The organism is Pseudomonas luteola NBRC 103146 (assembly GCF_002091675.1).
Lineage (GTDB): Bacteria > Pseudomonadota > Gammaproteobacteria > Pseudomonadales > Pseudomonadaceae > Chryseomonas > Chryseomonas luteola.
The window spans coordinates 227,799-249,312 of the sequence record NZ_BDAE01000001.1; the positions used below are offsets into that span (position 1 = coordinate 227,799).

The window sequence follows — 21,514 nt, forward strand, 5'->3', positions numbered from 1 at the left end:
CGGGCGACAGGCTATTGCATGACGCAAGCCTGCCGCCCTCGCCTCATCGACTGACGCTGACCTTGGAGAAGTCCTGGCGACCGAAGGGGTTGGCCTGATAACCCTCAACACCCTGACGGGTCAGAACCGAGACGGTGGGATGAGCCAGCGGTAGCCATAGGGCCTGATCGTGAATGATCTGCTGAGCCGTGTGATAACGCTTGGTGCGTTCCGCCTGATTGGATACTGCCTTGCCCTCGCGTATGGCCGTGTCGAGCGTCTGATCGCAATAACGGGCGAAGTTAAGGCCGGATTTGACCGAAGCACAGGAGAACTGCGGTGTCAGGTAGTTATCCGGATCGCCGTTATCGCCTGCCCAACCCATGAACAGGAGGTCGTGCTCGCCATTTTTGGCGCGGCGGATCAGCTCACCCCATTCAATCACGCGGATGTCTGCTTTGACGCCAATCTTGGCCAGGTCCGCCTGCAGCATCTGGGCGCCTAGGCTGGGATTGGGGTTCAACAGACTGCCGCTGGGGCGTGTCCAGATGGTGGTACTGAAACCCTCTTTCTGCCCTGCGTCGGCCAGCAGCGCCTTGGCTTTTTCCGGATCGTAGGCATACGGCGTGATGTCCTTGGCATAGCCCCAGGTAGTGGGTGGGTAGATGCCGTCAGCCGGAGTGGCGCTGTTTTCAAATACAGCCTTTACATAGTTTTTCTTGTCGAACGCCAGGTTGATGGCCTGCCGGACCTTGGGATTATCAAGGGGAGCATGCTGGGTATTGATCCCTACGAACGCGGTCATAAATGCTGGCGTCTGGACAACCTTCAGGGTCGAATCCTTCTGAGCATCGGTGACATCCTGCGGTTTGGGCGAGAGTGCAACCTGACACTCGCCACGCTTGAGACGCTGCATGCGCACAGCGGCATCGGGCGTGATGGCATAGATCAGGTTATCGACCTTGGGCTTGCCGCCAAAATAATTGGCATTGGCCTCATAACGGATGGCTGCATCTTTCTGAAAGCGGTGAAACACAAACGGGCCGGTGCCGATGGGCTCGCTGTTGAGCTGTTCGGGCTTGCCTGCCTTGAGCAGCTGATCGGCGTACTCGGCGGAATAGATCGAGGCGAACCCCATGCTCAGCGTGGGCAGGAATGTTGCATCCGGACGGTTCAGGACGATACGCACCTGATGGTCGCCAACCTTTTCCACTGACTTGATCAGGTCAGGCCACTGCATGGATTGCGCGTGGGGATAGCCACCCTTGGCGACCCCATGCCAGGGATGCTTGGAGTCGAGCATACGCTCGAAGCTGAACACCACATCGTCTGCATTGAGGTCCCGACTGGGCTTGAAGTAGTCGGTCTGGTGAAATTTCACATCCGGGCGCAGCGTGAAATCATAGGTCAGACCATCCTGGAAGACCTGCCACCGCTCGGCAAGGCTCGGGACCAGCTCTCCACGCGTCGGATCGAACTCCACCAGTCGGTTCATCAACACATCTGCTGAAGCATTCGTCGTGGTCAGCGAGTTATACTGCACCACATCAAAGCCGTCAGGGCTTGCTTCGGTACAGACGCTCAATGTGGCGGCCTGGGCCAGCAGCGGCGCGAACAGCAGTGGCAAAGCGGCAAAGCGCATGGGGTGCTCCTTCTGAATAGGTAGGTGGCCGTCCATGGAGCTCATGGTGCCAAGGGTCTACGCTAGACCACTGCACCGTTCATCTCAATTCAATTTCACGACGAATGGTCGAATTGTTTTGGGAAGCCCCTCTGCAGCACAGTATCCATGCGGGTCTCACCTGGTCGGCCCAATAGGTTATGTCCTTGATGTATCAAGGCTCTTCTGGTATAAAACAGCGCTCTTTTTTCGGGGCATGGCTCTGTGAGTGTTGCAGAAAAGCCGACACCGCCCCGACTAAACGGAATTTTCAAACGATTCAAGCGGCCAACCCATGCCGGGTTTGGCATGTGGTTTATGAGGGCTGAGGCATGTCTAGAGTCTGTCAAGTGACCGGTAAGGGTCCGGTTACTGGGAACAATGTTTCCCACGCTAACAACAAAACCCGTCGTCGTTTCCTGCCGAATCTGCACTACCATCGTTTCTGGGTTGAGTCCGAGAAGCGTTTCGTGCGTCTGCGCGTTTCTGCCAAGGGCATGCGTATCATCGACAAGCGCGGTATTGATACCGTACTGTCCGAGCTGCGCACTCGCGGCGAAAAATTCTAAGGAGCTTCATCATGCGTGAATTGATCCGTTTGGTGTCCAGTGCCGGTACCGGTCACTTCTACACCACCGACAAGAACAAGCGCACCAAGCCCGAAAAGATCGAAATCAAAAAGTTCGATCCGGTTGTGCGTAAGCACGTGATGTACAAGGAAGCCAAGATCAAGTAATTGATCCTGTCTTTCGTGACCGCTTCGGCGGAATCACGGCACACAAAAAACCCAGCCTAACCGCTGGGTTTTTTGCTTTCTGATATCGAAAAATGGTGTGCTGAAGCCTTAGCCCTTGGGCTTGTAGGCGCAATAGCCCGGACGCGGCCCAATCTGCGGGTGGTTGCGGCACGTATCGGGGCGCTTATCGTAGATGGTGCACAGGCGGCTCTTGCGATCCAGATAGAGGCAGTCGTTATTAGCCAGGCGGGTCAGGGTAAAGATGCCGCTTTTCTGGTTGAAGCGTTCGACAATGCCTTCCTTCATGAGGCGCTTGGCGACGTTCTTGGGCGGCTCGCCCGCTTCGAACTCATCCACTACACCAATCCGGATCAGGTCCTTGATGCGGACCTCTACGGGAAGCGTGCAGCAGGTAGCCATGCAATCACGGCACAGCCCTTTGTAGTATTTGGCCCAGGTATCAAGACGGTCGAGTTCGGCCGCGGCGACCAGTTGCGGTTTTTTCATGGATCAATCAGCAGGAGAAGCGGGGCGCGGATCATACCGGGCCTGACGAGCGTTTGCTCGCCGATTGATCGATCACATACGGCGATCCGTCGCTTTTATCGCGCGGTGCAAGCCCTGCCTGCGCGGTGTTAAGCGGCAGGCAGGGTAGGCAGCGTCAGTGTCGGCGTCCTTTTACCAGCGCACCAATGACGAGACCGCCCAGGACAGCCAGGGCTGTGCTGGCAATCGGATGCTGGGAGGCCTGGGTGTACAGGCTGTGCTGCATCTTGGGACCGGGATTGCGGCCGCTGGCCTGACCGTAATTGCCTGGGGTGTAATCGGCCGAATACATCTCGCCCTCACGGTTATTGTCGGGGCGTCCGCTGGGAATGACATTAGCCAAGAGCTTCTCGCTGATGAGGTCATACAGCTGCGGGAAGTTTTGAGCGATCTTGGTCATGGTCTTGGCGGGGCTGCCGACAAACACATCGCGTTGCGGGTGGACGGCTGCCTTCAGGATGGCTCTGGCGACGGTTTCCGGGGTATAGATGGGTGGGGGAAGCACAGGCGCACTGGACAGGTAGTTCTTGGCGTGGTCGTTGAACAGCGTGTCGATGGAGGCTGGACGGACCAGCGTCACCGATACAGGTGCTTTCTCCTTGCGCAGTTCGACCCGCAATACATCCGTCATCGCCTTGATAGCGTGTTTGCTGGCGCTGTACATGGAGTGGTAGGGAAGCGGTGCGGCGGACTCGAGGCTACCGATGTTAATGATCGAACCGCCACGCTCACGCAGGTGGGCCGCCGCGATTTTTGAGCCATATACGGTACCCCAGAAATTGGTCTCGAACAGTTGGCGGCAGTCCTCGTCGCTGACCTCCTCAACCGTGCCCCAGACGGAGGTCGCCGCGTTATTGATCCACGTATCGAAGCCACCAAAGCGCTCCAGTGCCTTATCGGCCACCTTCTGCAGCTCGTCACGCTGGCCAACATCGGCAACAACCGTCACTACCGTATCGCCGCCTCCAAGGCTGCGCTCGATCTCCTGCAGCGCTTCTTCATTGCGTGCCGTCAGAACCAGACGGGCACCCTGCTGCGCAGCCATTCGGGCCGTCGCAAGACCGATACCACTGGAGGCACCGGTAATAACGATCACTTGCTCGTTGAGCGGTTTAAGCCTGACGTTCATGTGTCCTCCTTTCTGTGAGGAAAAGAAACCGAGCACAACCGCTGGCTGTGTCGGGCATTCACATCAGTAGAAGGTCAGGCATTCAGCGAGGTTCCTTGTTTCCGGGAACCGACTGTCGATCAATCGTGAAGGATCGCAACCGTTTATGGCAAAAGACGGCTGTTTTCGTGCTAACGGCTTCGCGCGTCGCTATCGAGGCCAGAATTACTCGACGAACGTGACCTGTCCGCCTTCCAGCGACTTCACCCGAGCCAGGGACTCGACACGGTACCCTTGTTTCTCAAGCTCCTGACGGCCGACCTGGAAGGACTTCTCGATCACGATGCCCAGTCCGGCGATGCTGGCGCCAGCCTGCTGGATGATGGAGATCAGTGCCTGGGCCGCCTTACCGTTGGCCAGGAAGTCATCAATAATCAGGACGTGGTCGTCGCTGGACAGATGCGTCATGGAGATCGCGATGGTGCTCTCGACACGCTTGGTGAACGAGTAGACCGTGGAGGTCAGCAGGTTGTCGGTAAGCGTCAGGGACTGATGCTTGCGAGCGAAAATCACCGGCACACCCATCTTCAGACCAGTCATGATGGCGGGCGCGATGCCGGAGGCCTCGATCGTAACGATCTTGGTCACGCCTGCACCGGCGAACCGGCGGGCAAACTCGTCGCCAATTTCACCCATCAGGCTCGGATCGATCTGATGGTTTAGAAAGGCATCGACTTTCAGTACTTGGTCGGAAAGAACTTGGCCTTCAGCCTGGATCTTGCTTTTAAGGGTGTCCACACAGGTGTCCTTCAAAGGCGATCAGAGACGGTAAAAAAATACTGTCAACGCCTTGGTAAGAGGCGCTGCTGATCGAAATCGTTTAAGGGGAAAAGACAATTTTGCCGGATATTAAGACGTATCGACATACCACTAATAAAAAACAGCAGTAATTTTGTTTCATCTCATCGTTTTTTGGCGTTATTACGCCTGCAGATCACCTCTGAATTGACTCTGTGCATGGATTGTTTACAGCACACCGCCCATGTTGAAAGCCAGCGTGATACAACCGCTTTATCGAAAAGGCGCGTACCCCTTCGATGGCCTAAAGACTTCTTGCATGACAGCACCGGCTTCCTCACTCTTTAGCGATTACACCAATTTCTTGGAAGCGCTGTGATTGAGCAAACTCTGGCCGATGTGTTCGGCTATACCTCTTTTCGCCCTGGTCAGGGTCAGGTAGTTCGTACCGTCATGGCTGGCCGTTCGGCTGCTGCTATCTTTCCAACCGGCTCGGGTAAGTCGCTGTGCTATCAATTGCCCGCCTTGCTTCTGCCACACCTCACCCTGGTCATTTCGCCTCTGCTGGCCCTGATGCAGGACCAACTTGCGTTTCTGAAGGCCCGCGGGGTCGCTGCTGCCAGTATCGATTCGGCGCAGCGCCGTGAAGATATCCAAGCCACTATGGCCAGAGCCCGCTCCGGTGAATTGAAGATTCTGATGATCTCGGTAGAGCGGCTTAAGAATGAACGCTTTCGCCAGTTTATCGCCCAAGTACCTATCTCTCTGTTGGTAATCGACGAAGCCCATTGCCTATCCGAGTGGGGCCATAATTTTCGTCCTGACTACCTTAAGCTCCCTGATTATCAGCGTGATTTCAGGATCCCTCAGGTCTTGCTGCTAACTGCGACGGCAACGCCTCGGGTTATTGCAGACATGCAGGCCCGCTTTGGAATCGCTCATGACGATGTGGTGACGACCGGCTTCTATCGCCCCAATCTGGACTTGCAGGTCGAACCTGTCAGCGGGGAGGACAAACGACGTTATTTGCTGGATTGGATTGCGCCACGGGCCAGTCAGTCCGGCATTGTTTATGTCACGCAGCAGAAAACAGCTGAGCAGCTGGCGGATGAGTTGATACGTACCGGGATTCGCGCCGGGGCTTACCACGCTGGCCTGCCTCATGACCGGCGCGACAGCATTCAGCAGCAGTTCATGGCCGGCACACTGACCTGCATTGTGGCCACCATTGCCTTTGGCATGGGAATCGACAAGCGCGATATCCGTTACGTAGTGCATTACGACCTGCCCAAATCAATCGAGAGCTATAGCCAGGAAATCGGTCGCGCCGGACGTGACGGTGAGCGCTCCGAGTGCCTGGTACTGGCTAACCGCGATGCCTTGAATGTGCTGGAAAATTTTGTTTATGGTGACACACCGGAACTGAGTGGTATCCGCAGCGTTCTTGAGGACTTGCAGGCGGCGCCGAAGGGCGAATGGGTGTTGCAGCTCAACAGCCTGTCCGATCAAAGTGACATTCGCCTGTTGCCGCTCAAGACTTTGCTCGTACAACTGGAGCTTCAGGGTCTGATTGCACCGCAATACAGTTATTTCGCTGATTATCGTTTCAAATACCTTCGTGAACCAGAAGCCTTGATTGAACGATTTGAAGGTGAGCGTCGGCAATTTGTTGAGGCTATTGTCGAAACCTCTGTTCGGGCGCGTACCTGGTGCACGGTCAATTTTGATCAGTTGCACCGTGAGTATCGCGCTGAACGTAGCCGGGTAATCACTGCGCTGGAGTGGCTTCACGAGCAAGGCTGGATTGAGCTGGAAAGTAAGCAGATGACCGATGTGTATCGTCGCTTACAGGCTGCAATCGACGTCGAGACACTAGGCGCTACGTTGCATCGGTACTTCCAGGAAAAAGAGCAGGCCGAAGTTGCACGAACCCACGCCATGCTTGATCTATTCGCCAGTGACCGTTGTCTGAGCCACCGTCTGGCTGAGTGGTTTGGTGATACGCAGGCGCCTGAGCAATGCGGGCATTGTTCCGTCTGCCGCGGCACGGTGGCAGTCCTTCCAGCCCCGGCCGCCTTACCGCCTTTGGATAGGCAAAACCCTGAAACGCTATGTGGCGCCTTTCGGGAGCACTATATGGCCTCCCGGGGAGAAGTACCCAGTGTTGAGTCCATGACACGGTTTCTATGTGGCCTCAACACACCCGCCTTCACTCGACTCAAAGCCAGAAGCTTGCCTAGTTTTGCTGCGTTGGAGGCTTATCCCTACGCGGAAGTAAGAGCCTGGCTGGCCCAGGCCGGCTTTAACGTCAAATGATGACGTGCCCGTGATGAGATCACTGCGTCTGCCCATAACAGACGCAACTGTGCCACGGCTGCCCTGTCATGAGGCTTGAGGGCCCCTTGCCAGGCTAGTCGCGCTCCTCCAGCGGGTGAGAACCGATAGGGTGTGCCTGAATCAACGGCTTACGCGGTCCGGCGGCCTGTGGGCATCACTCTGTGGTGTAGGGCAGCTTGATGCAGGTGTGATCCATCCTGTTTTGCGCCGCCATAAGGGGTCAGTACTTGCATCGCTGACGAAGGCCGTATAGAACGCAGCTTTTGCTGCTGAATAACCTTCTGATGATCACTTCTGCTGCCTCCTCCAGACCTGAGGCCCGCGTCCCGCTGGTGTTTCTTCCCGGACTTCTGTGCGATGCCGCCTTGTGGCGTTTGCAAGCCGAAGCGCTGGCCGACGTAGCCGATACGCACATTGCCAACCTGACCCGTGATGGAAGCATTCAGGGCATGGCGAGGCGGGTTCTGGCCGAGGCACCGGCCCGGTTTGCGCTGGCGGGGTTGTCCATGGGGGGATACGTGGCGCTCGAGATCATGCGCCAGGCGCCGGAGCGGGTCATGCGGCTGGCGCTTGTCGACACCATGGCCAGCCTCGATGCCCCTGAGCGTACCCGCCAGCGGGTCGGCATGAAGGCCCTGGCCGAGCGTGGACGCTTCTTGGGAATCAGCCCTCAGTTGTTGCCAAACCTGATCCATCCAAGCCGGATCGGTACGCCGGTTGCCGATGAGGTGATCGCCATGGGCAAGCGGGTAGGGCGCGATGCGTTTCTACGCCAGCAGCAGGCCATTATCGATCGTCCGGATTCGATTCCGACCCTGGCGAGCATTACTGTGCCGACGCTGATTGTCGTGGGTGAAAACGACAAGCTCACGCCTGTGGCTGAGGCGCAGAAGATGCACGCCGGCATCCCGGGCTCATGCCTGGAGATACTGCCCGAATGTGGTCATCTGCCGCCGTTGGAGTGGCCGGAGCGAACTACCGAGCTGCTGAGGAGCTGGCTGCACGGCCTGTGAAACTTCCCACCCGGATAGCCCTTCGAATCTGTTATACCTATCGGGGGAATAGCTATGGGTTCCACACGCTCTACCTACAATGCGGTGCTGTTTGCCTTGAGTCTTGCGCCCGCGGTGTCGGCGCTGAGTATGCCCGCCCAGGCGGGCGAGCCGGATTGGTTGTTCTTCAAGAATGATGGACGTATTCCAAACAGCACGTTTCCAGTGCTGGTCTATCGTGCCGTACCGCTTGAGGGTAAGGACAACGCCGCCGCCTTCGAAAAGCTGTTCGCTGCGAACGGCTGGCCACCGCAATGGCGGGCCGGTATCTTCGACTATCACCATTACCACTCGACTGCTCACGAGGTGCTAGGTGTGGCATCCGGACACGCGCGGATCATTCTGGGAGGCGAGTCCGGCCAGGAGCTGACGGTGGAGGCAGGGGATGTGCTGGTGTTGCCCGCCGGAACCGGGCACTGCCGCATCGAGGAAAGCGATGACTTCGTGGTCGTTGGGGCCTATCCGCGCGGGCAGGAGGACTATGATATCCAGCGTGCCAATGCCGCCACTCATGATGCCTCGGTTACTCGTATCGCCCAGGTGCCTATGCCTGAGGCCGATCCGGTCACAGGCAGGGACGGCGTACTGCTTGAGGCATGGCGTCTTCAGCAGTGATCAGAGCAAGGCTTCGACTTGCAGGCAACGAAAACACACTTCATCGCCATGGTGCTAAAGGATGATATGCCCCTCTGTGAGGCCAAAATCAGGATTGTGTTTGAACTTGCTCTGGCTGATGGCCTCACGCAGGGCAGTATCGTACAGGTCGTAGCGTAATACACATCGTCCAGCGAGCCAGTGTTCAACGTGGTTTTCGCGAACGATGAGTTGGCCGCTCATGAATTCACCGGGCTGAATCGGAGTGGGCTCGGTAGGTGCCAATAGCTGATAAAGCGCGCCATGGGTGGTAAGCGGATTCTGCCCGTCCGGGTGGCTGGCATTGTCCAAGAGCTGCATCTCTGGGCCGCCCTGCCAGGATTCGGGCCAGGATTCGGCAACCCGGTACAGCACCCCGGCATTTCCACCCGCCGCCAGGCTGAATTCAAACGTCAGGGAAAAGTTTCGATACGATTGCCGTGAGATCAGATCGACTCGCGCGGCAGCAGGATCGGCACGCAGGATTCCGTTGTCGTCTTTCCAGCTGCCAAGCGGGAAGTCTTCACCTTGATAAGCCCGCCACTGATGGGCATCGAGTACCTCGATCATGGTGTTGCGCCTCCTGTAAAGCGATACGCCTGACCATAAGACTGGCATCCCGTCTGCCCGGTTCAGAGCCGTAAACCCGATGGGCGTCATCGCAGCGGATTGAACCGGCTTCCTGACAGGGCAGTCCGTTGAAGACACCTCCAACAATGTCGGGGCATCAACATGGCGCATGAATCACCTGTAGTCGTCATCACGGGCGGCACGGCCGGTATCGGTCGCGCAACCGCTCACTATTTTGCTCAAGCGGGTTACAAGGTCGCAGTCATCGCCCGGGGCGAGCAGGGGCTGACCGAGACGGTTGCCGAGCTGGAGGCCTTGGGTGCCAAGGCGTTGGGCTGCAAGGCTGATGTGGCTGATGCCGCCCAGGTCGAGCAGGCCGCGGAGCGTGTGGAAACAGAACTCGGACCGATCAACGTCTGGGTCAATGCGGCCATGACCACGGTTCTTGGGGCTTTTGGCTCGATGACGCCGGAGGAATACCGCCGCGTGACAGATGTGACCTACCTGGGCTGCACGTACGGCACCATGGCGGCCCTCAAGCGCATGAAGGTGCGGGACCGTGGCACTATCGTGCAGGTCGGCTCGGCGGTGGCGTATCGGTCGATCCCTTTGCAATCGGCCTATTGCGGTGCCAAGGCGGCCATTCGTGGATTTACTGATTCCCTGCGCAGTGAGCTGATCCATGACAAGAGTCGTGTCCGGCTTACCATGGTTCACCTGCCAGCCCTCAACACGCCGCAATTCGACTGGGCCCGCAACAAGTTGGGCAAGCGCGGCCAGCCCCTGCCTCCCATCTATCAGCCGGAAGTCGCAGCACGGGCCATCTTTGATGCCGCCATGCGTGCGCCCCGCGAAATCTGGCTGGGCAAGACCACGATCCAGGCCATCCTGGGCAATATGGTGGCGCCAGGGCTTCTGGATACGGTCATGGCTAAACAGGCCTACAGCGGGCAGATGACCAACGAGCCGGAAAACCCCGAGCGGGCGGATTATCTGTTCGAGCCGGTCGAAGGGTTGCACCGCACCCACGGGCGCTTCAACCAAAAGGCCAGCAATAAGGCCGTTTCGGTGGATTCGGATATCGTCAGCATGGTGGCCCTTGTGGCTGCGGGTGCCGGACTAATGGCGTTGGCCAAGCTGCGTCGCCTGAAGCCCTTCTAAATGCCTGTGCGGGAGGCATAAGTCTCCTGCAGACGCAGAGGCTCACGGACGAGTCGGCCATCTATTTTCAGATATTGAGGACCTTCTCGCCGAGTGAGCCTGTCTAGGTCAGTAAGCACCCATTCCGCTTACAGCCGATCTAGGGAGGTTCTCATGGCGATGACCGTCGGTGATTTCATAGTCGAACGCTTGTACCAGTGGGGCGTACGCCGCATCTATGGCTACCCGGGTGACGGGATCAATGGTGTCTTTGGCGCACTGAACCGTTCGAACGAGAAGATCAAGTTCATTCAGGCCCGCCATGAGGAAATGGCCGCCTTCATGGCGGCAGCCGATGCGAAATTCACCGGGGAACTGGGCGTCTGCATCTCTACCTCAGGCCCTGGCGCCTCGCACCTGCTGACCGGCCTTTATGATGCCCGCATGGACCACGTACCGGTGCTGGCTATCTGCGGACAACAGGCACGCACTGCCCTGGGCGGCCATTACCAGCAGGAGCTGGATCTGGTCTCCATGTTCAAGGACGTAGCGGGTGCGTTCGTACAACAGGCTTCGGCGCCGTCCCAGGTTCGTCATCTGGTGGACCGTGCGATTCGTACGGCGGTAGGTGAGCGGCGTGTCACGGCCATCATCCTGCCCAATGACATTCAGGAGCTTGAGTACTCCGATCCGCCCCACAAGCACGGCACCATCCACTCCGGTGTGGGCTACAGCAAGCCCAAGGTCGTACCCTACGAAGCGGATCTGCAACGCGCCGCCGACGTCCTCAATGCGGGCGAGAAGGTTGCCATCCTGGTGGGCGCCGGCGCGCTGGGCGCAACGGACGAGGTGATTGCGGTAGCCGAAAAACTGGGTGCCGGCGTAGCCAAGGCACTGTTGGGCAAGGCCGCGCTTCCCGATGCGCTGCCCTGGGTGACCGGCTCCATCGGCCTGCTCGGCACCGAGGCGAGCTACAAGCTGATGAGTGAATGCGACACGCTTCTAATGATCGGTTCCGGCTTTCCTTATTCTGAGTTCCTCCCTGAAGAGGGCCAGGCCCGCGGCGTGCAAATCGACCTAAAGGCCGACATGCTCAGCCTGCGCTATCCCATGGAAGTGAACCTTGAAGGTGACTCGGCCGAGACCCTGCGCGCCCTGTTGCCGCTGCTGCGCGAGAAGACAGATCGCGCCTGGCGCTCGTCCATCGAAAACTGGCGTAAGGATTCAGACGAGACGCTCAAGGCCCGTGCACTCACGGATGCCAAACCGATCAATCCACAGCGGGTGGCCTACGAGTTGTCGCCGCGCCTGCCAGATCGCGCCATCGTGACGAGTGACTCGGGCTCCTGCGCCAACTGGTTTGCCCGTGACGTCCAGATGCGCCGCGACATGATGTGTTCGCTGTCCGGTGGCCTTGCCTCCATGGGCGCGGCAGTGCCATACGCCATCGCCGCCAAGTTTGCCCACCCGGACCGCCCGGTGGTGGCCCTGGTGGGTGACGGTGCGATGCAGATGAACAACATGGCCGAGCTGATCACGGTAGCGAAATACTGGCGCGAGTGGGGTAACGGCAAGTGGATCTGCGCCGTCTTCAACAATGAAGACCTGAACCAGGTGACCTGGGAGCAGCGAGTCATGAACGGCGATCCTAAGTTCGAAGCCTCGCAGAACATTCCAGATGTGCCCTATCACCAGTTCGCCGAGTCCATCGGTCTCAAGGGTATCTATGTCGACAGCGCCGACCGGGTAGCTTCTGCCTGGGAAGAGGCACTCGCCTCCGAGCGTCCAGTCGTTATCACCTTCAAGACCGATCCGGATGTACCACCGCTGCCACCGCATTTCACTATCGAGCAGGCCAAGAGCTTTGCCTCATCGCTTCTGCATGGCGACCCGAACGAAGGCGGCATCATCAAGGAAACGGCCAAGCAAGTACTCAATTCAGTGCTGCCCGGACGCAAGAACAAGGACAAGTAGGACCGCCGTTTCGGCGCTGCCAATAGACCGGGGCGTGTAGCGAATGCAGCGCCCCGATCTATCCATGTACTCACCCTTGGCAAGATGGGTAGAGCAGGGCGATACCCATCGCTTGATCAGCAGGGCACAGTCCTTGCGTAAGGAAATACGTGGTCACAGCCACGTTTTCCCGGTTCACAGTAAGGACATTGCATGCCTGTTCGTTTTGCCCCTGCGTTCCTGAGCGTCGCCCTTGCGCTCTCTACAGCCTCCCTGTTTGCCGCAGACGCCAAGCCCGGCGTCGTTATCTACGCCACTGGCGGCACCATTGCCGGCAGCTCGGCGTCCAGCACTGATACCACCGATTACGACGCCGGTAAGCTGGGTATCGAAACCCTGATCAAGGCTGTGCCGGAACTGAGTCAGGTGGCTACGGTGACAGGCGAGCAGCTCGCTAACATGCCCAGCCAGGACATGGACCAGAAGACACTGCTGAAGCTGTCAAAAACGATCAGCCAAAAACTGGAAGACCCGGCAGTCCATGGCGTGGTCGTAACCCATGGTACCGATACGCTGGAAGAAACGGCTTTCTTCCTCGACCTGACCGTCAAAAGCGAAAAGCCTGTGGTAGTGGTGGGAGCGATGCGCCCTGCCACAGCTGTAGGGGCCGATGGGCCCATGAACCTGCTCGAGGCGGTCAGTCTGGCAGCCAATGACAAGGCCAACGGACGTGGCACCCTGGTAGTTCTGAACGACCGCATCGGCTCGGCCTTCTATACCACCAAGACCAACTCCACCACGCCCGACACCTTCCGCGCGGCCGAGCAGGGCTACCTGGGCAGTTTTGTCGGCATTACGCCCCGGTTCTACTATTCTCCTGCCACACCGACCGGCAAGAGGCATTTCGATGTCTCCAAGCAGGAAAGCCTGCCCAAGGTCGTAATTCTCTACAGCTACCAAGACCAAGACAGTGCACTAATCGATGCAGCGATCAAGGATGGTGCAAAAGGCATTGTGATCGCCGGTACGGGTAACGGCTCCATCCCCACGCGCACCAAGGAGACGGTCAAACGGCTCATGGAGCAGGGCATTCCCGTGATCCGCTCTACCCGTACCGGCTCTGGATTCGTCAGCAGGAAGGAAGAGGGCATTGGCAGCGGCTTTTTCAATCCTCAGAAGTCACGCATTCTCCTGTCGCTGGCCCTCGCAACCGGGGCGGACATGGCCACTATCGAACGGTATTTCAGAGCAGAGGAATAGGGCGCGGTTGGGGGCCGATGTGGCTAGTCAGGTTGGCATATGCGAGAGGGTATCGCCTATCAGGCCCAAGCCAAGATTTTATGACGAGCCGTTTGGTCGACTTCTCTCTGCCTATGCTTTACGAAAGGCCAGCCGTAGAGCTAATGTGAGGTAAATCACGCTCGCCTGGATTCGTCTCGATAAGGAAAATCGTCTCATGACTGAAAGCAGTAACTTTGCCTTTCTCAACGCTCACGATCCGGTTTTCCTGCAGCTGGCTTCCACAGCCGAAAGCGTTTTCGCCCATGACCCCAACACCACACTGATCAAGTTGCGCCAGCTGGGCGAAGCCTTTGCACAGGATCTGGCTTCCCGCAGCGGCATCGAGTTGGGTGATTCCTGTACCCAACTCGACTTGCTTAACAGGTTAAACGTTGAGCTTCAGCTTGATCCCAAGGTGCGGGCGGCCTTCCATACGCTGCGTATCGAAGGAAACAAGGCTACTCATGGTTTCCGTACCCAGCATCGGGAGGCCATGGATGGGCTACGGGTGGCCCGTGAGTTAGCCCTCTGGTTTCACCGAGCAACAGGTAAGGCTGCAAAGGATTTTGCTCCAGGTCCGTTCATCACACCTAGTGATCCCAGTACCGAGCTACAGACCCTACAAGAGCAGATCGGCCTGATGAGAGCCGAGCTGTTAGAAACGCATCAGCAGCTCGAGGATAACCAGCAACTGGCAGCCTTGATTCAGCAAGAGCGTGAGGCATCGGCTGCGCTGGCTGCGCAGATGAAAGAAGAGGCCCACGTCTACGAGCAGCTCGCGCGGGAGCACGAAGCTGAATTGGCAGCGCTGCGTGCCCAATTTGACCAACAACTAAAAGCCCAGCAAGCAGCCAGCAGTCAGCAATCTCAAGCGGTCAAAACGCTTCAGAAAGCGTCCATGCAGGCCAGTCAGCTATTCGATCCCAACGAAGACCTGACCCGTATCCTGATCGATCAGCAGCTTATTGCAGCAGGCTGGGAGGCCGACAGCCAGCAGCTTTCCTACAAGAAAGGCGCTCGCCCTGAAGCAGGCCGGAACATGGCCATTGCCGAGTGGCCAACCAAGCAGCCCAAGACACGGGCGGATTATGTGCTGTTTGCCGGGTTGACACCGATAGCCATCGTCGAAGCCAAACGAAAGAAGATCAACGTAGCCGACCGTATCCCGCAAGCTGAGCGCTACTCACGCGACTTCATCCTGACGGCCGACCTGATTCCTGCCTGGAAGGAAAACGGCCTATTGGAAGGCTGGAGCGATGGTGCCAAAGAGACCTATCAGGTTCCCTTCGTCTATGCCTGCAATGGTAGGCCTTACATCAAGCAGCTGGCAGAGATGTCCGGCGTCTGGTTCCGTGACGTACGCAAGCCCTCCAATCTGCGTAAACCATTGGAAGCCTTCCACACACCTGAAGGGCTGCGGGATCAGCTCAAGCGTAGCCGTGAAGAAGCTCAGGCCAGTCTGGAAAATGAGCCCTTCGGCTATCTCAAGCTGCGGGACTACCAAGTCAAAGCCATTCAGGCCGTGGAGCAGGCGCTGGCCGAAGACAAGCGTCAATGTTTGCTGGCGATGGCAACCGGTACGGGGAAGACGCGTACCATCATTGGCCTTATCTACCGCTTTCTGAAGGCTGAACGATTCAAGCGCATCCTGTTCCTGGTAGACCGCACCGCCCTGGGTGACCAGACCGTCGATTCGTTCAACGACATGACACTGGAGCAGAACCAGACGCTCAGCCAGATCTACAACGTTAACGAGCTGGGCGACATGGCCACCGAGGCTGAAACCCGCGTGCAGGTCGCAACCGTACAAGCCATGGTCAAGCGGATCTTCCAATCGGAGAACCCGCCGCCCATCGATACGTTCGACTGCATCATCGTGGACGAAGCCCACCGCGGCTATACCCTCGACCAGGAAATGACCGAAGGTGAACTGGCTGTCCGTGACGTGAGTCAGTACCTCTCCAGCTACCGCCGTGTACTCGACTACTTTGATGCCTGCAAGATCGGCCTGACTGCCACGCCTGCCAAGCACACCAGTGAAATCTTCGGTAAGCCCATTTACCTTTATTCCTACCGTGAAGCGGTAGCGGATGACTGGCTCATCGACCATGAACCGCCGATTCGCTATGAAACCCTGCTGACCCAGAAGGGCATCACGTTTGAGAAAGGCGAAAAGATCAACGCCATCAATCTCGCCACGGGCGAAATCGAAGTGGCCGAGCTTGAAGACGAGATGAGCTTTAACGTCGAGGCATTCAACCGTCGTGTCATCACACCGGAGTTCAACCGCGTCATCTGTGAGCAGCTGGCCCAAGAGCTAGACCCGGACGGGGACGAGAAGACGATGATCTTCTGCGCAAACCAGGATCATGCGGAGCTGGTAAAAAACCAGCTGGATGAAGCCTTCAAGACGGTTCATGGAGAGCATTACAACGAAGCCGCCGTCAAGATCATCACCGGCAAGACCGATCAGGTCAAAAAGGCCATCCTGCGTTACAAGAACGAGCGCTACCCAAGCATTGCCATCACGGTTGACCTGCTGACCACGGGGATCGACGTACCTGCCATCTGCCACCTTGTTTTCCTGCGCCGTGTACGCTCGCGAATTCTTTATGAGCAGATGAAGGGCCGCGCCACCCGCCGGTGCGACGACATCGGCAAGACCGTCTTCAAGATTTACGACCCGGTAGACCTCTACGCCGCGCTGGAAGCGGTAGATACCATGAAGCCGCTGGTAAAAGATCCAAACGTCACGCTGGAGCAACTGGTAGGCGAGCTGACCGACCCGAAAAGCTTTGATGCACCCGGCACCCAGATTGATAGCAGCCATGCCCATGATGTGCTGGACGAACTCAGCCAGCGCGTTATGCGTATCCTGCGCAAAGCCACGCATAGCGCAGAGAGCAAACCCACCCTCAAACAAAAGCTCGACGAGCTGGAACAGCTCTGGGGTGTCGAGCCGGACAGGCTGCACACGCACCTGCACGAGATGGGGCCGCAACAAGCCGCCACCTTTGTTCGGCAGCACAGTCAGTTGCTGGCCCAGCTGGATCATGTCAGCAAGCTGCTGGGCTCCACTAACTACCCGGTGATTTCGACCCACAAGGACGAACTCATGGTACGGGAGCAGAGCTACGGCCAAAACCAGAAACCGGAAGACTATCTGGAAAGCTTCAACGACTTTGTTCGCACCCAGCTCAACCAGTCCGTGGCGTTGGGTGTGGTGGTAAACCGGCCCAAGGACATGACCCGCGAGCACCTGCGCGAGGTGCGTTTGCTACTCGACCAGAACGGCTACACCGAGCCGAGCCTTGTCAGTGCCTGGCGCAACCAGACCAATCAGGAGATGGCCGCCACCATTGTCGGCTACATTCGCCGCGCGGCGCTGGGCGAGCCGCTAGTCCCGTTCGAGCAGCGGGTAAACAATGCCATGCAGCACATTTACGGCCTGCGTAGCTGGACGCCCCAGCAACGCAAATGGCTGGAGCGCATTGCCAAGCAGCTCAAGCACGAGGTAGTGATGGACGAGGACACAGTAAACCGCGTCTTTGCACCGGATGGCGGGGCCAAGCGGGTCGATGCGAACCTGGGCGGCCAGTTGGAGGTGGTGCTGGAGGCGTTGAACGATAATCTCTGGCCTACCGCCATTTAGCGTGTGAAGGCTTGACGGCCCTAATACGCCTGTGCTCAACCTGTCCGCTGTCCCAGGACAGCGGACAATTAATCCGTGACGACATGACCAGGCACCCTCAGCAGCAGCGAGCACAAGCGGACCGTTGGGCAGCAGAACGCATAAGCAGCCAGCCACAAACACATGGCTTGCCAATCGCGGCAACGCTGACTACCCTGCGTGGCAACATACCCGCCATGCCTAGGGCTGCGTCAGCAGTTACGCACAAATCGAGCGGGTTTTTTTTGCCTGAACGATTTCCAGAACCGATCAACCAGCCTGCACGATAGGTACGCCCAGGCACGGATAATCAATGTTATTTCAAGCGCGTCCGCCAGCCGGAAGCGCTTTTATCCTTTCAAATACCGAGACACCCATGACCCAAAATGACATCGTCCAGAAGCTCTGGAACCTCTGCGATATCCTCCGTGATGACGGCATCAACTACAGCGACTACGTGACCGAACTGGTGCTGCTGCTCTTCATCAAGATGGAATACGAGCAGGTCCAGAACAACGAAGACTTCGAGCACAAGCTGCCAACAGGAGCGCGCTGGCCGGACCTGTCCGAGAAATCCGGCCTCGTGCTACTCAACCATTACCGGCAAGTACTGCTGGACCTGGGCAAGAACAGCGACCCGCTGATCGCCGCCATCTACGCCGATGCCCAGACCCGCCTGAAAGAGCCGCGCCACCTTGAGCAGCTTATCAAGGCCCTGAACGGCATTGACTGGTTCAGCGCCCGTGAAGACGGCCTAGGCGACCTGTACGAAGGTTTGCTGGAAAAGAACGCCAGCGAGACCAAGTCTGGTGCTGGCCAGTACTTTACCCCGCGTGCCCTGATCGACAGCATCATCCGCTGCATCAAGCCGCAGGCCGGAGAAACCATTCAGGACCCGGCCGCCGGTACGGCAGGCTTTCTGATCGCCGCGGATGCCTACATCAAGCAGCACACCGACGACCTCTACGACCTGGACGAAAAAGCCCGCCGCTTCCAGCGCAATCAGGCGTTTCTCGGCGTGGAGCTGGTACCCGGCACCCGTCGTCTGGCGCTGATGAACTGCCTCCTCCACGGCATGGAAGGCGACGCGGAAGGTGTAGTGCACCTGGGCAACGCCCTCGGCCAAGCCGGAGCCAACCTCTCCAGGGTAGACGTGATCCTCTCCAATCCACCCTTCGGCACAGCCAAAGGCGGTGGCGGCCCGACGCGGGATGACCTGACTTACCGCACTAGCAACAAACAACTGGCCTTTCTCCAGCACATCTACCGTGGCCTCAAGCCCGGCGGTCGGGCGGCGGTGGTCTTGCCGGATAACGTCCTGTTCGAAGCAGGTGTTGGCACCGATGTACGCCGCGACCTGATGAACAAGTGCAACCTGCACACCATCCTGCGCCTGCCCACCGGCATCTTCTATGCCCAAGGCGTAAAGACCAACGTGCTGTTCTTCCAGAAGGGCACTAAGGAAAATCCCCGTCAGGAAGAAGGCTGCACTCAGCGCGTTTGGGTCTATGACCTGCGCAGCAACATGCCCAGCTTTGGCAAGCGCACCCCCTTCGGCCCTGCACACCTCAAACCCTTCGAGGAGGCCTATGGCGAGGACCCCAACGGCAACAGCCCTCGTGCGGAAAACGTGGAAGGTATTGGTGAAGCGAGCCGCTTCCGCTGCTTTACCCGTGCCCAGATCACCGAGCGCGGCGACTCGCTCGACATCAGCTGGCTCAAGGATGCTAGCAGCGTCGATGCTGCTGACCTACCCGCTCCGGAACTTTTGGCCGGCGAAGCCATGGCCGAACTGACCGAGGCGCTGCGGGAGCTGGATGAGCTGATGAAGGCGTTGGGTGCAGGCGACGAGGCGCTGGAGCAGAAGCGGTTGCTGGCGGAGGTGATGGGGTTGGATGTGGTGGAGGGGCAAGAAAGTGAATAAATTGCCGGAAGGTTGGGCAAAGTGCCAGTTAGCAGACATAGGGCTCATTGTTACTGGTAAAACACCAAGTACAAAAGAGCCAAAATTTTATGGCGGTACTATCCCCTTTATTAAACCAGGGGATCTTGATAACGCTGGTCCTATTGTCAAAACTGAAACATGTTTAACAGAGGCAGGGTTAGCTGAGGTCCCTATATTACCGCCTAAAAGTATAGTGGTAACGTGTATAGGCAATCTTGGAAAGATTGGCATAACAACCAGAAACTCAGCAACCAATCAGCAAATTAATTCGGTTGTGCCAGTACCTGAAGTAGAGCCGCAGTATCTATTCCATTACTGTAGAATTTTGCGCCCTTGGTTAGAAGAAAACTCTTCAGCCACAACAATTTCAATTATCAACAAAGGCATTTTTTCAAGCGCACCGGTTCTCTTGCCTCCTCTTGCCGAGCAAACCCGCATCGCCCAAAAACTCGATGAGCTGCTAGCTCAAGTCGATACCCTGAAAGCCCGTATCGACGGCATCCCCGCACTGCTCAAACGCTTCCGCCAATCCGTCCTCGCCGCCGCTGTTTCGGGGCGGTTAACGGAGGATTTGGTTAAAGAAAATTCTTGTCAGACTCAGCAGAGGGACTTGAGTTATACTTCATGCACGGCTTTTGAAGGTCGCGCAAAAATATCAAAATTTGTTGATATTTTTGAAATTATTTCTGGTCCTGCCTTTAAGAAGGCTCAATACTCTCTTGCTGGGAGCAAGCTTTTACAAATAGCCAATGTTAGTTATGGGAAAGTAGTTTGGGATATAAAAAATTTTATTCCTCTAGATTTGGCTGAAGAAGAAAAGCGTTTCGAGTTGGCCGAAGGTGATATTGTAATGGCTCTTAATAGGCCTATTACAAACAACACTTTGAAGGTAGCAAAAATAGGGTTGTCTGATTTGCCTGCAACGCTATATCAGCGCGTAGCACGATTTCGGCTTATAGATGAAAATATTTTTAATAAAGACTTTTTATTTATTTTCTTTAAGACTGACCAGTTTATGAAAAAAGTACAGTCTGAACTACAAGGTTCTGATCAGCCATATATTAATACGAGCTCATTAAAAGATTTTGAGATTAGTTTGCCAAGTCTAGAAGAGCAAACCGAAATCGTCCGCCGCGTCGAGCAACTCTTCACCTTCGCCGACCAGCTCGAAGCCAAGGTTAAAACTGCCCAGGCCCGTGTCGATCAACTGACCCAAAGCATCCTAGCCAAAGCCTTCCGCGGCGAACTTGTCCCGCAAGACCCCAACGACGAACCAGCCTCTGTTCTGCTCGAACGCATCAAAGCCCAACGCGCTGCCGAGCCGAAGGCTAAACGAGGTAAGAAAAAAGCGGAGAGTGTATGACTAATAAAGCTAATGAGCCTGATGACGAAGCGCTTAGACCGACATGGAAAGTTTTGCATTATTTAAGTGAATGTAAACCCTTCTCAAAAGTTGTAAAAACGTCGATTGAGGTAATTGCACAGAAAGTTGCTAATCAGTGCTTAGGATTCGCTTTTTTATTTTTAGCGTCTTCGGTAGTTTTTGCGTACTTCAATAATCATGAAGAGAAGCTCACACCTGTTTTGAGAGATCTTGGTGTTTCTTTGGCTTACGCTGCCATTATTTTAAGTATAGCCTCTATGCTTGCGCCTATAATTGCATCATGTATTAGCTTAATTAGATGGGAGAAATTAAGCTTTCAAACCTTTGATGCTGAAATTCGCCATGACTTTAAGAATGTAACTGGCCTGCGTCAATTCGAAAAGACTGCATTGGAAGATGCAAAGGCATGGATAGAGGTAAAAATCTCTCGTCTTGAGGCAAAGGTTGGTTACTTTTTCGGTGAAAAGACAGCCGCTTTTGCCATGCTGGCAATTTCATATAGTTGTGTAAAGGCACTAGGCGGGAGGGAATGGCTGACGCAAACATTCTCAGCAGGATTTTCTCAGGGAAATATTCTAAATACCTTATTGCTCTATGGTATTGCATTCATCTTAGGAATATCAATTGGATCCATGTTGCTAAGACGCATAGCTATGCATTATCGCTATCAAAAAGATCTTTTAGAGTTTGCGCTAAGAAAGAAATCTGATTCTAAAAAATAG

At 56.5% G+C, this 21,514-nt stretch carries 17 protein-coding genes; 12 read left to right on the plus strand and 5 right to left on the minus strand.

Annotated features, from left to right (window positions below; all coding sequences use genetic code 11):
* Positions 1 to 43 precede the first annotated feature (43 nt).
* A complete protein-coding gene (locus PLU01S_RS01095) occupies positions 44 to 1,621 on the minus strand; it encodes an ABC transporter substrate-binding protein (protein WP_074821164.1) in 1,578 nt (525 codons plus the stop codon).
* Positions 1,622 to 1,971: 350 nt separating this feature from the next.
* Here PLU01S_RS01095 and rpmB point away from each other — a divergent pair, with 350 nt between their 5' ends.
* Entirely contained in the window at positions 1,972 to 2,208 is a 237-nt protein-coding gene (rpmB, locus tag PLU01S_RS01100) for a 50S ribosomal protein L28 (RefSeq protein WP_010796458.1), read from the plus strand.
* An 11-nt stretch (positions 2,209 to 2,219) separates the two neighbouring features.
* A complete protein-coding gene (gene rpmG, locus PLU01S_RS01105; RefSeq protein ID WP_010796459.1) occupies positions 2,220 to 2,375 on the plus strand; it encodes a 50S ribosomal protein L33 in 156 nt (51 codons plus the stop codon).
* A gap of 108 nt (positions 2,376 to 2,483) precedes the next feature.
* Here the strand turns inward: rpmG and PLU01S_RS01110 are convergent, their stop codons facing one another.
* The 3 genes from PLU01S_RS01110 to xpt form a co-directional block, all read right to left on the minus strand.
* Positions 2,484 to 2,882 carry a YkgJ family cysteine cluster protein gene (locus PLU01S_RS01110; protein WP_010796460.1) on the minus strand — a complete coding sequence of 133 codons (399 nt, stop codon included), beginning with the start codon at positions 2,880 to 2,882 and terminating at the stop codon, positions 2,484 to 2,486.
* Positions 2,883 to 3,036: 154 nt separating this feature from the next.
* Positions 3,037 to 4,050: an SDR family oxidoreductase gene (locus tag PLU01S_RS01115; protein WP_074821168.1), complete on the minus strand. Its 1,014-nt coding sequence runs from the start codon at positions 4,048 to 4,050 to the stop codon at positions 3,037 to 3,039.
* Between the two features lie 204 nt (positions 4,051 to 4,254).
* Entirely contained in the window at positions 4,255 to 4,827 is a 573-nt protein-coding gene (gene xpt / locus PLU01S_RS01120; protein WP_074821173.1) for a xanthine phosphoribosyltransferase, read from the minus strand.
* Between the two features lie 378 nt (positions 4,828 to 5,205).
* Between xpt and PLU01S_RS01125 the strand changes: the two genes are divergently transcribed.
* From PLU01S_RS01125 to PLU01S_RS01135, 3 genes are all read left to right on the plus strand, one after another.
* Complete coding sequence (locus tag PLU01S_RS01125; RefSeq protein WP_074821692.1) at positions 5,206 to 7,143, plus strand: RecQ family ATP-dependent DNA helicase; 1,938 nt, start codon at positions 5,206 to 5,208, stop codon at positions 7,141 to 7,143.
* Between the two features lie 305 nt (positions 7,144 to 7,448).
* Positions 7,449 to 8,177, plus strand: coding sequence for an alpha/beta fold hydrolase (locus PLU01S_RS01130; RefSeq protein WP_074821696.1), 729 nt, complete (start codon positions 7,449 to 7,451; stop codon positions 8,175 to 8,177).
* A 129-nt stretch (positions 8,178 to 8,306) separates the two neighbouring features.
* Positions 8,307 to 8,831, plus strand: coding sequence for a cupin domain-containing protein (locus PLU01S_RS01135; protein WP_074821699.1), 525 nt, complete (start codon positions 8,307 to 8,309; stop codon positions 8,829 to 8,831).
* A gap of 54 nt (positions 8,832 to 8,885) precedes the next feature.
* On the opposite strand, the gene PLU01S_RS01140 is transcribed toward PLU01S_RS01135, so the two are convergent.
* On the minus strand, positions 8,886 to 9,419 hold the full coding sequence (locus PLU01S_RS01140) for a 3-keto-disaccharide hydrolase (RefSeq protein ID WP_074821176.1): 534 nt from the start codon (positions 9,417 to 9,419) through the stop codon (positions 8,886 to 8,888).
* A gap of 162 nt (positions 9,420 to 9,581) precedes the next feature.
* Between PLU01S_RS01140 and PLU01S_RS01145 the strand changes: the two genes are divergently transcribed.
* From PLU01S_RS01145 to PLU01S_RS01175, 7 genes are all read left to right on the plus strand, one after another.
* Entirely contained in the window at positions 9,582 to 10,580 is a 999-nt protein-coding gene (locus PLU01S_RS01145; protein ID WP_010796467.1) for an SDR family oxidoreductase, read from the plus strand.
* A gap of 153 nt (positions 10,581 to 10,733) precedes the next feature.
* Entirely contained in the window at positions 10,734 to 12,533 is a 1,800-nt protein-coding gene (locus tag PLU01S_RS01150; RefSeq protein WP_074821178.1) for a thiamine pyrophosphate-requiring protein, read from the plus strand.
* Positions 12,534 to 12,725: 192 nt separating this feature from the next.
* The gene (locus tag PLU01S_RS01155; RefSeq protein ID WP_074821181.1) at positions 12,726 to 13,772 is read left to right on the plus strand and encodes an asparaginase; all 1,047 of its coding nucleotides are present in this window, start codon (positions 12,726 to 12,728) and stop codon (positions 13,770 to 13,772) included.
* Positions 13,773 to 13,968: 196 nt separating this feature from the next.
* Entirely contained in the window at positions 13,969 to 17,445 is a 3,477-nt protein-coding gene (gene hsdR / locus PLU01S_RS01160) for a type I restriction-modification system endonuclease (protein ID WP_074821184.1), read from the plus strand.
* 394 nt (positions 17,446 to 17,839) lie between these two features.
* Positions 17,840 to 19,387, plus strand: a complete 1,548-nt coding sequence (locus PLU01S_RS01165) for a class I SAM-dependent DNA methyltransferase (RefSeq protein ID WP_074821701.1) — start codon at positions 17,840 to 17,842, stop codon at positions 19,385 to 19,387.
* Positions 19,380 to 20,771: a restriction endonuclease subunit S gene (locus tag PLU01S_RS01170; protein ID WP_159435088.1), complete on the plus strand. Its 1,392-nt coding sequence runs from the start codon at positions 19,380 to 19,382 to the stop codon at positions 20,769 to 20,771. Before PLU01S_RS01165 ends, PLU01S_RS01170 begins: the two co-directional genes overlap by 8 nt.
* Positions 20,768 to 21,514, plus strand: coding sequence for a hypothetical protein (locus PLU01S_RS01175; protein WP_074821190.1), 747 nt, complete (start codon positions 20,768 to 20,770; stop codon positions 21,512 to 21,514). Before PLU01S_RS01170 ends, PLU01S_RS01175 begins: the two co-directional genes overlap by 4 nt.

Excerpts from the sequence above, each read along its gene's own strand:
- hsdR (WP_074821184.1), top strand. The coding sequence starts at position 13,969 with ATGACTGAAAGCAGTAACTTTGCCTTTCTCAACGCTCACGATCCGGTT.
- PLU01S_RS01110 (WP_010796460.1), bottom strand. The coding sequence starts at position 2,882 with ATGAAAAAACCGCAACTGGTCGCCGCGGCCGAACTCGACCGTCTTGAT.
- PLU01S_RS01150 (WP_074821178.1), top strand. The coding sequence starts at position 10,734 with ATGGCGATGACCGTCGGTGATTTCATAGTCGAACGCTTGTACCAGTGG.
- PLU01S_RS01115 (WP_074821168.1), bottom strand. The coding sequence starts at position 4,050 with ATGAACGTCAGGCTTAAACCGCTCAACGAGCAAGTGATCGTTATTACC.
- PLU01S_RS01145 (WP_010796467.1), top strand. The coding sequence starts at position 9,582 with ATGGCGCATGAATCACCTGTAGTCGTCATCACGGGCGGCACGGCCGGT.
- PLU01S_RS01175 (WP_074821190.1), top strand. The coding sequence starts at position 20,768 with ATGACTAATAAAGCTAATGAGCCTGATGACGAAGCGCTTAGACCGACA.
- rpmG (WP_010796459.1), top strand. The coding sequence starts at position 2,220 with ATGCGTGAATTGATCCGTTTGGTGTCCAGTGCCGGTACCGGTCACTTC.
- PLU01S_RS01135 (WP_074821699.1), top strand. The coding sequence starts at position 8,307 with ATGCCCGCCCAGGCGGGCGAGCCGGATTGGTTGTTCTTCAAGAATGAT.
- PLU01S_RS01140 (WP_074821176.1), bottom strand. The coding sequence starts at position 9,419 with ATGATCGAGGTACTCGATGCCCATCAGTGGCGGGCTTATCAAGGTGAA.
- PLU01S_RS01130 (WP_074821696.1), top strand. The coding sequence starts at position 7,449 with ATGATCACTTCTGCTGCCTCCTCCAGACCTGAGGCCCGCGTCCCGCTG.
- rpmB (WP_010796458.1), top strand. The coding sequence starts at position 1,972 with ATGTCTAGAGTCTGTCAAGTGACCGGTAAGGGTCCGGTTACTGGGAAC.
- PLU01S_RS01165 (WP_074821701.1), top strand. The coding sequence starts at position 17,840 with ATGACCCAAAATGACATCGTCCAGAAGCTCTGGAACCTCTGCGATATC.
- PLU01S_RS01095 (WP_074821164.1), bottom strand. The coding sequence starts at position 1,621 with ATGCGCTTTGCCGCTTTGCCACTGCTGTTCGCGCCGCTGCTGGCCCAG.
- PLU01S_RS01155 (WP_074821181.1), top strand. The coding sequence starts at position 12,726 with ATGCCTGTTCGTTTTGCCCCTGCGTTCCTGAGCGTCGCCCTTGCGCTC.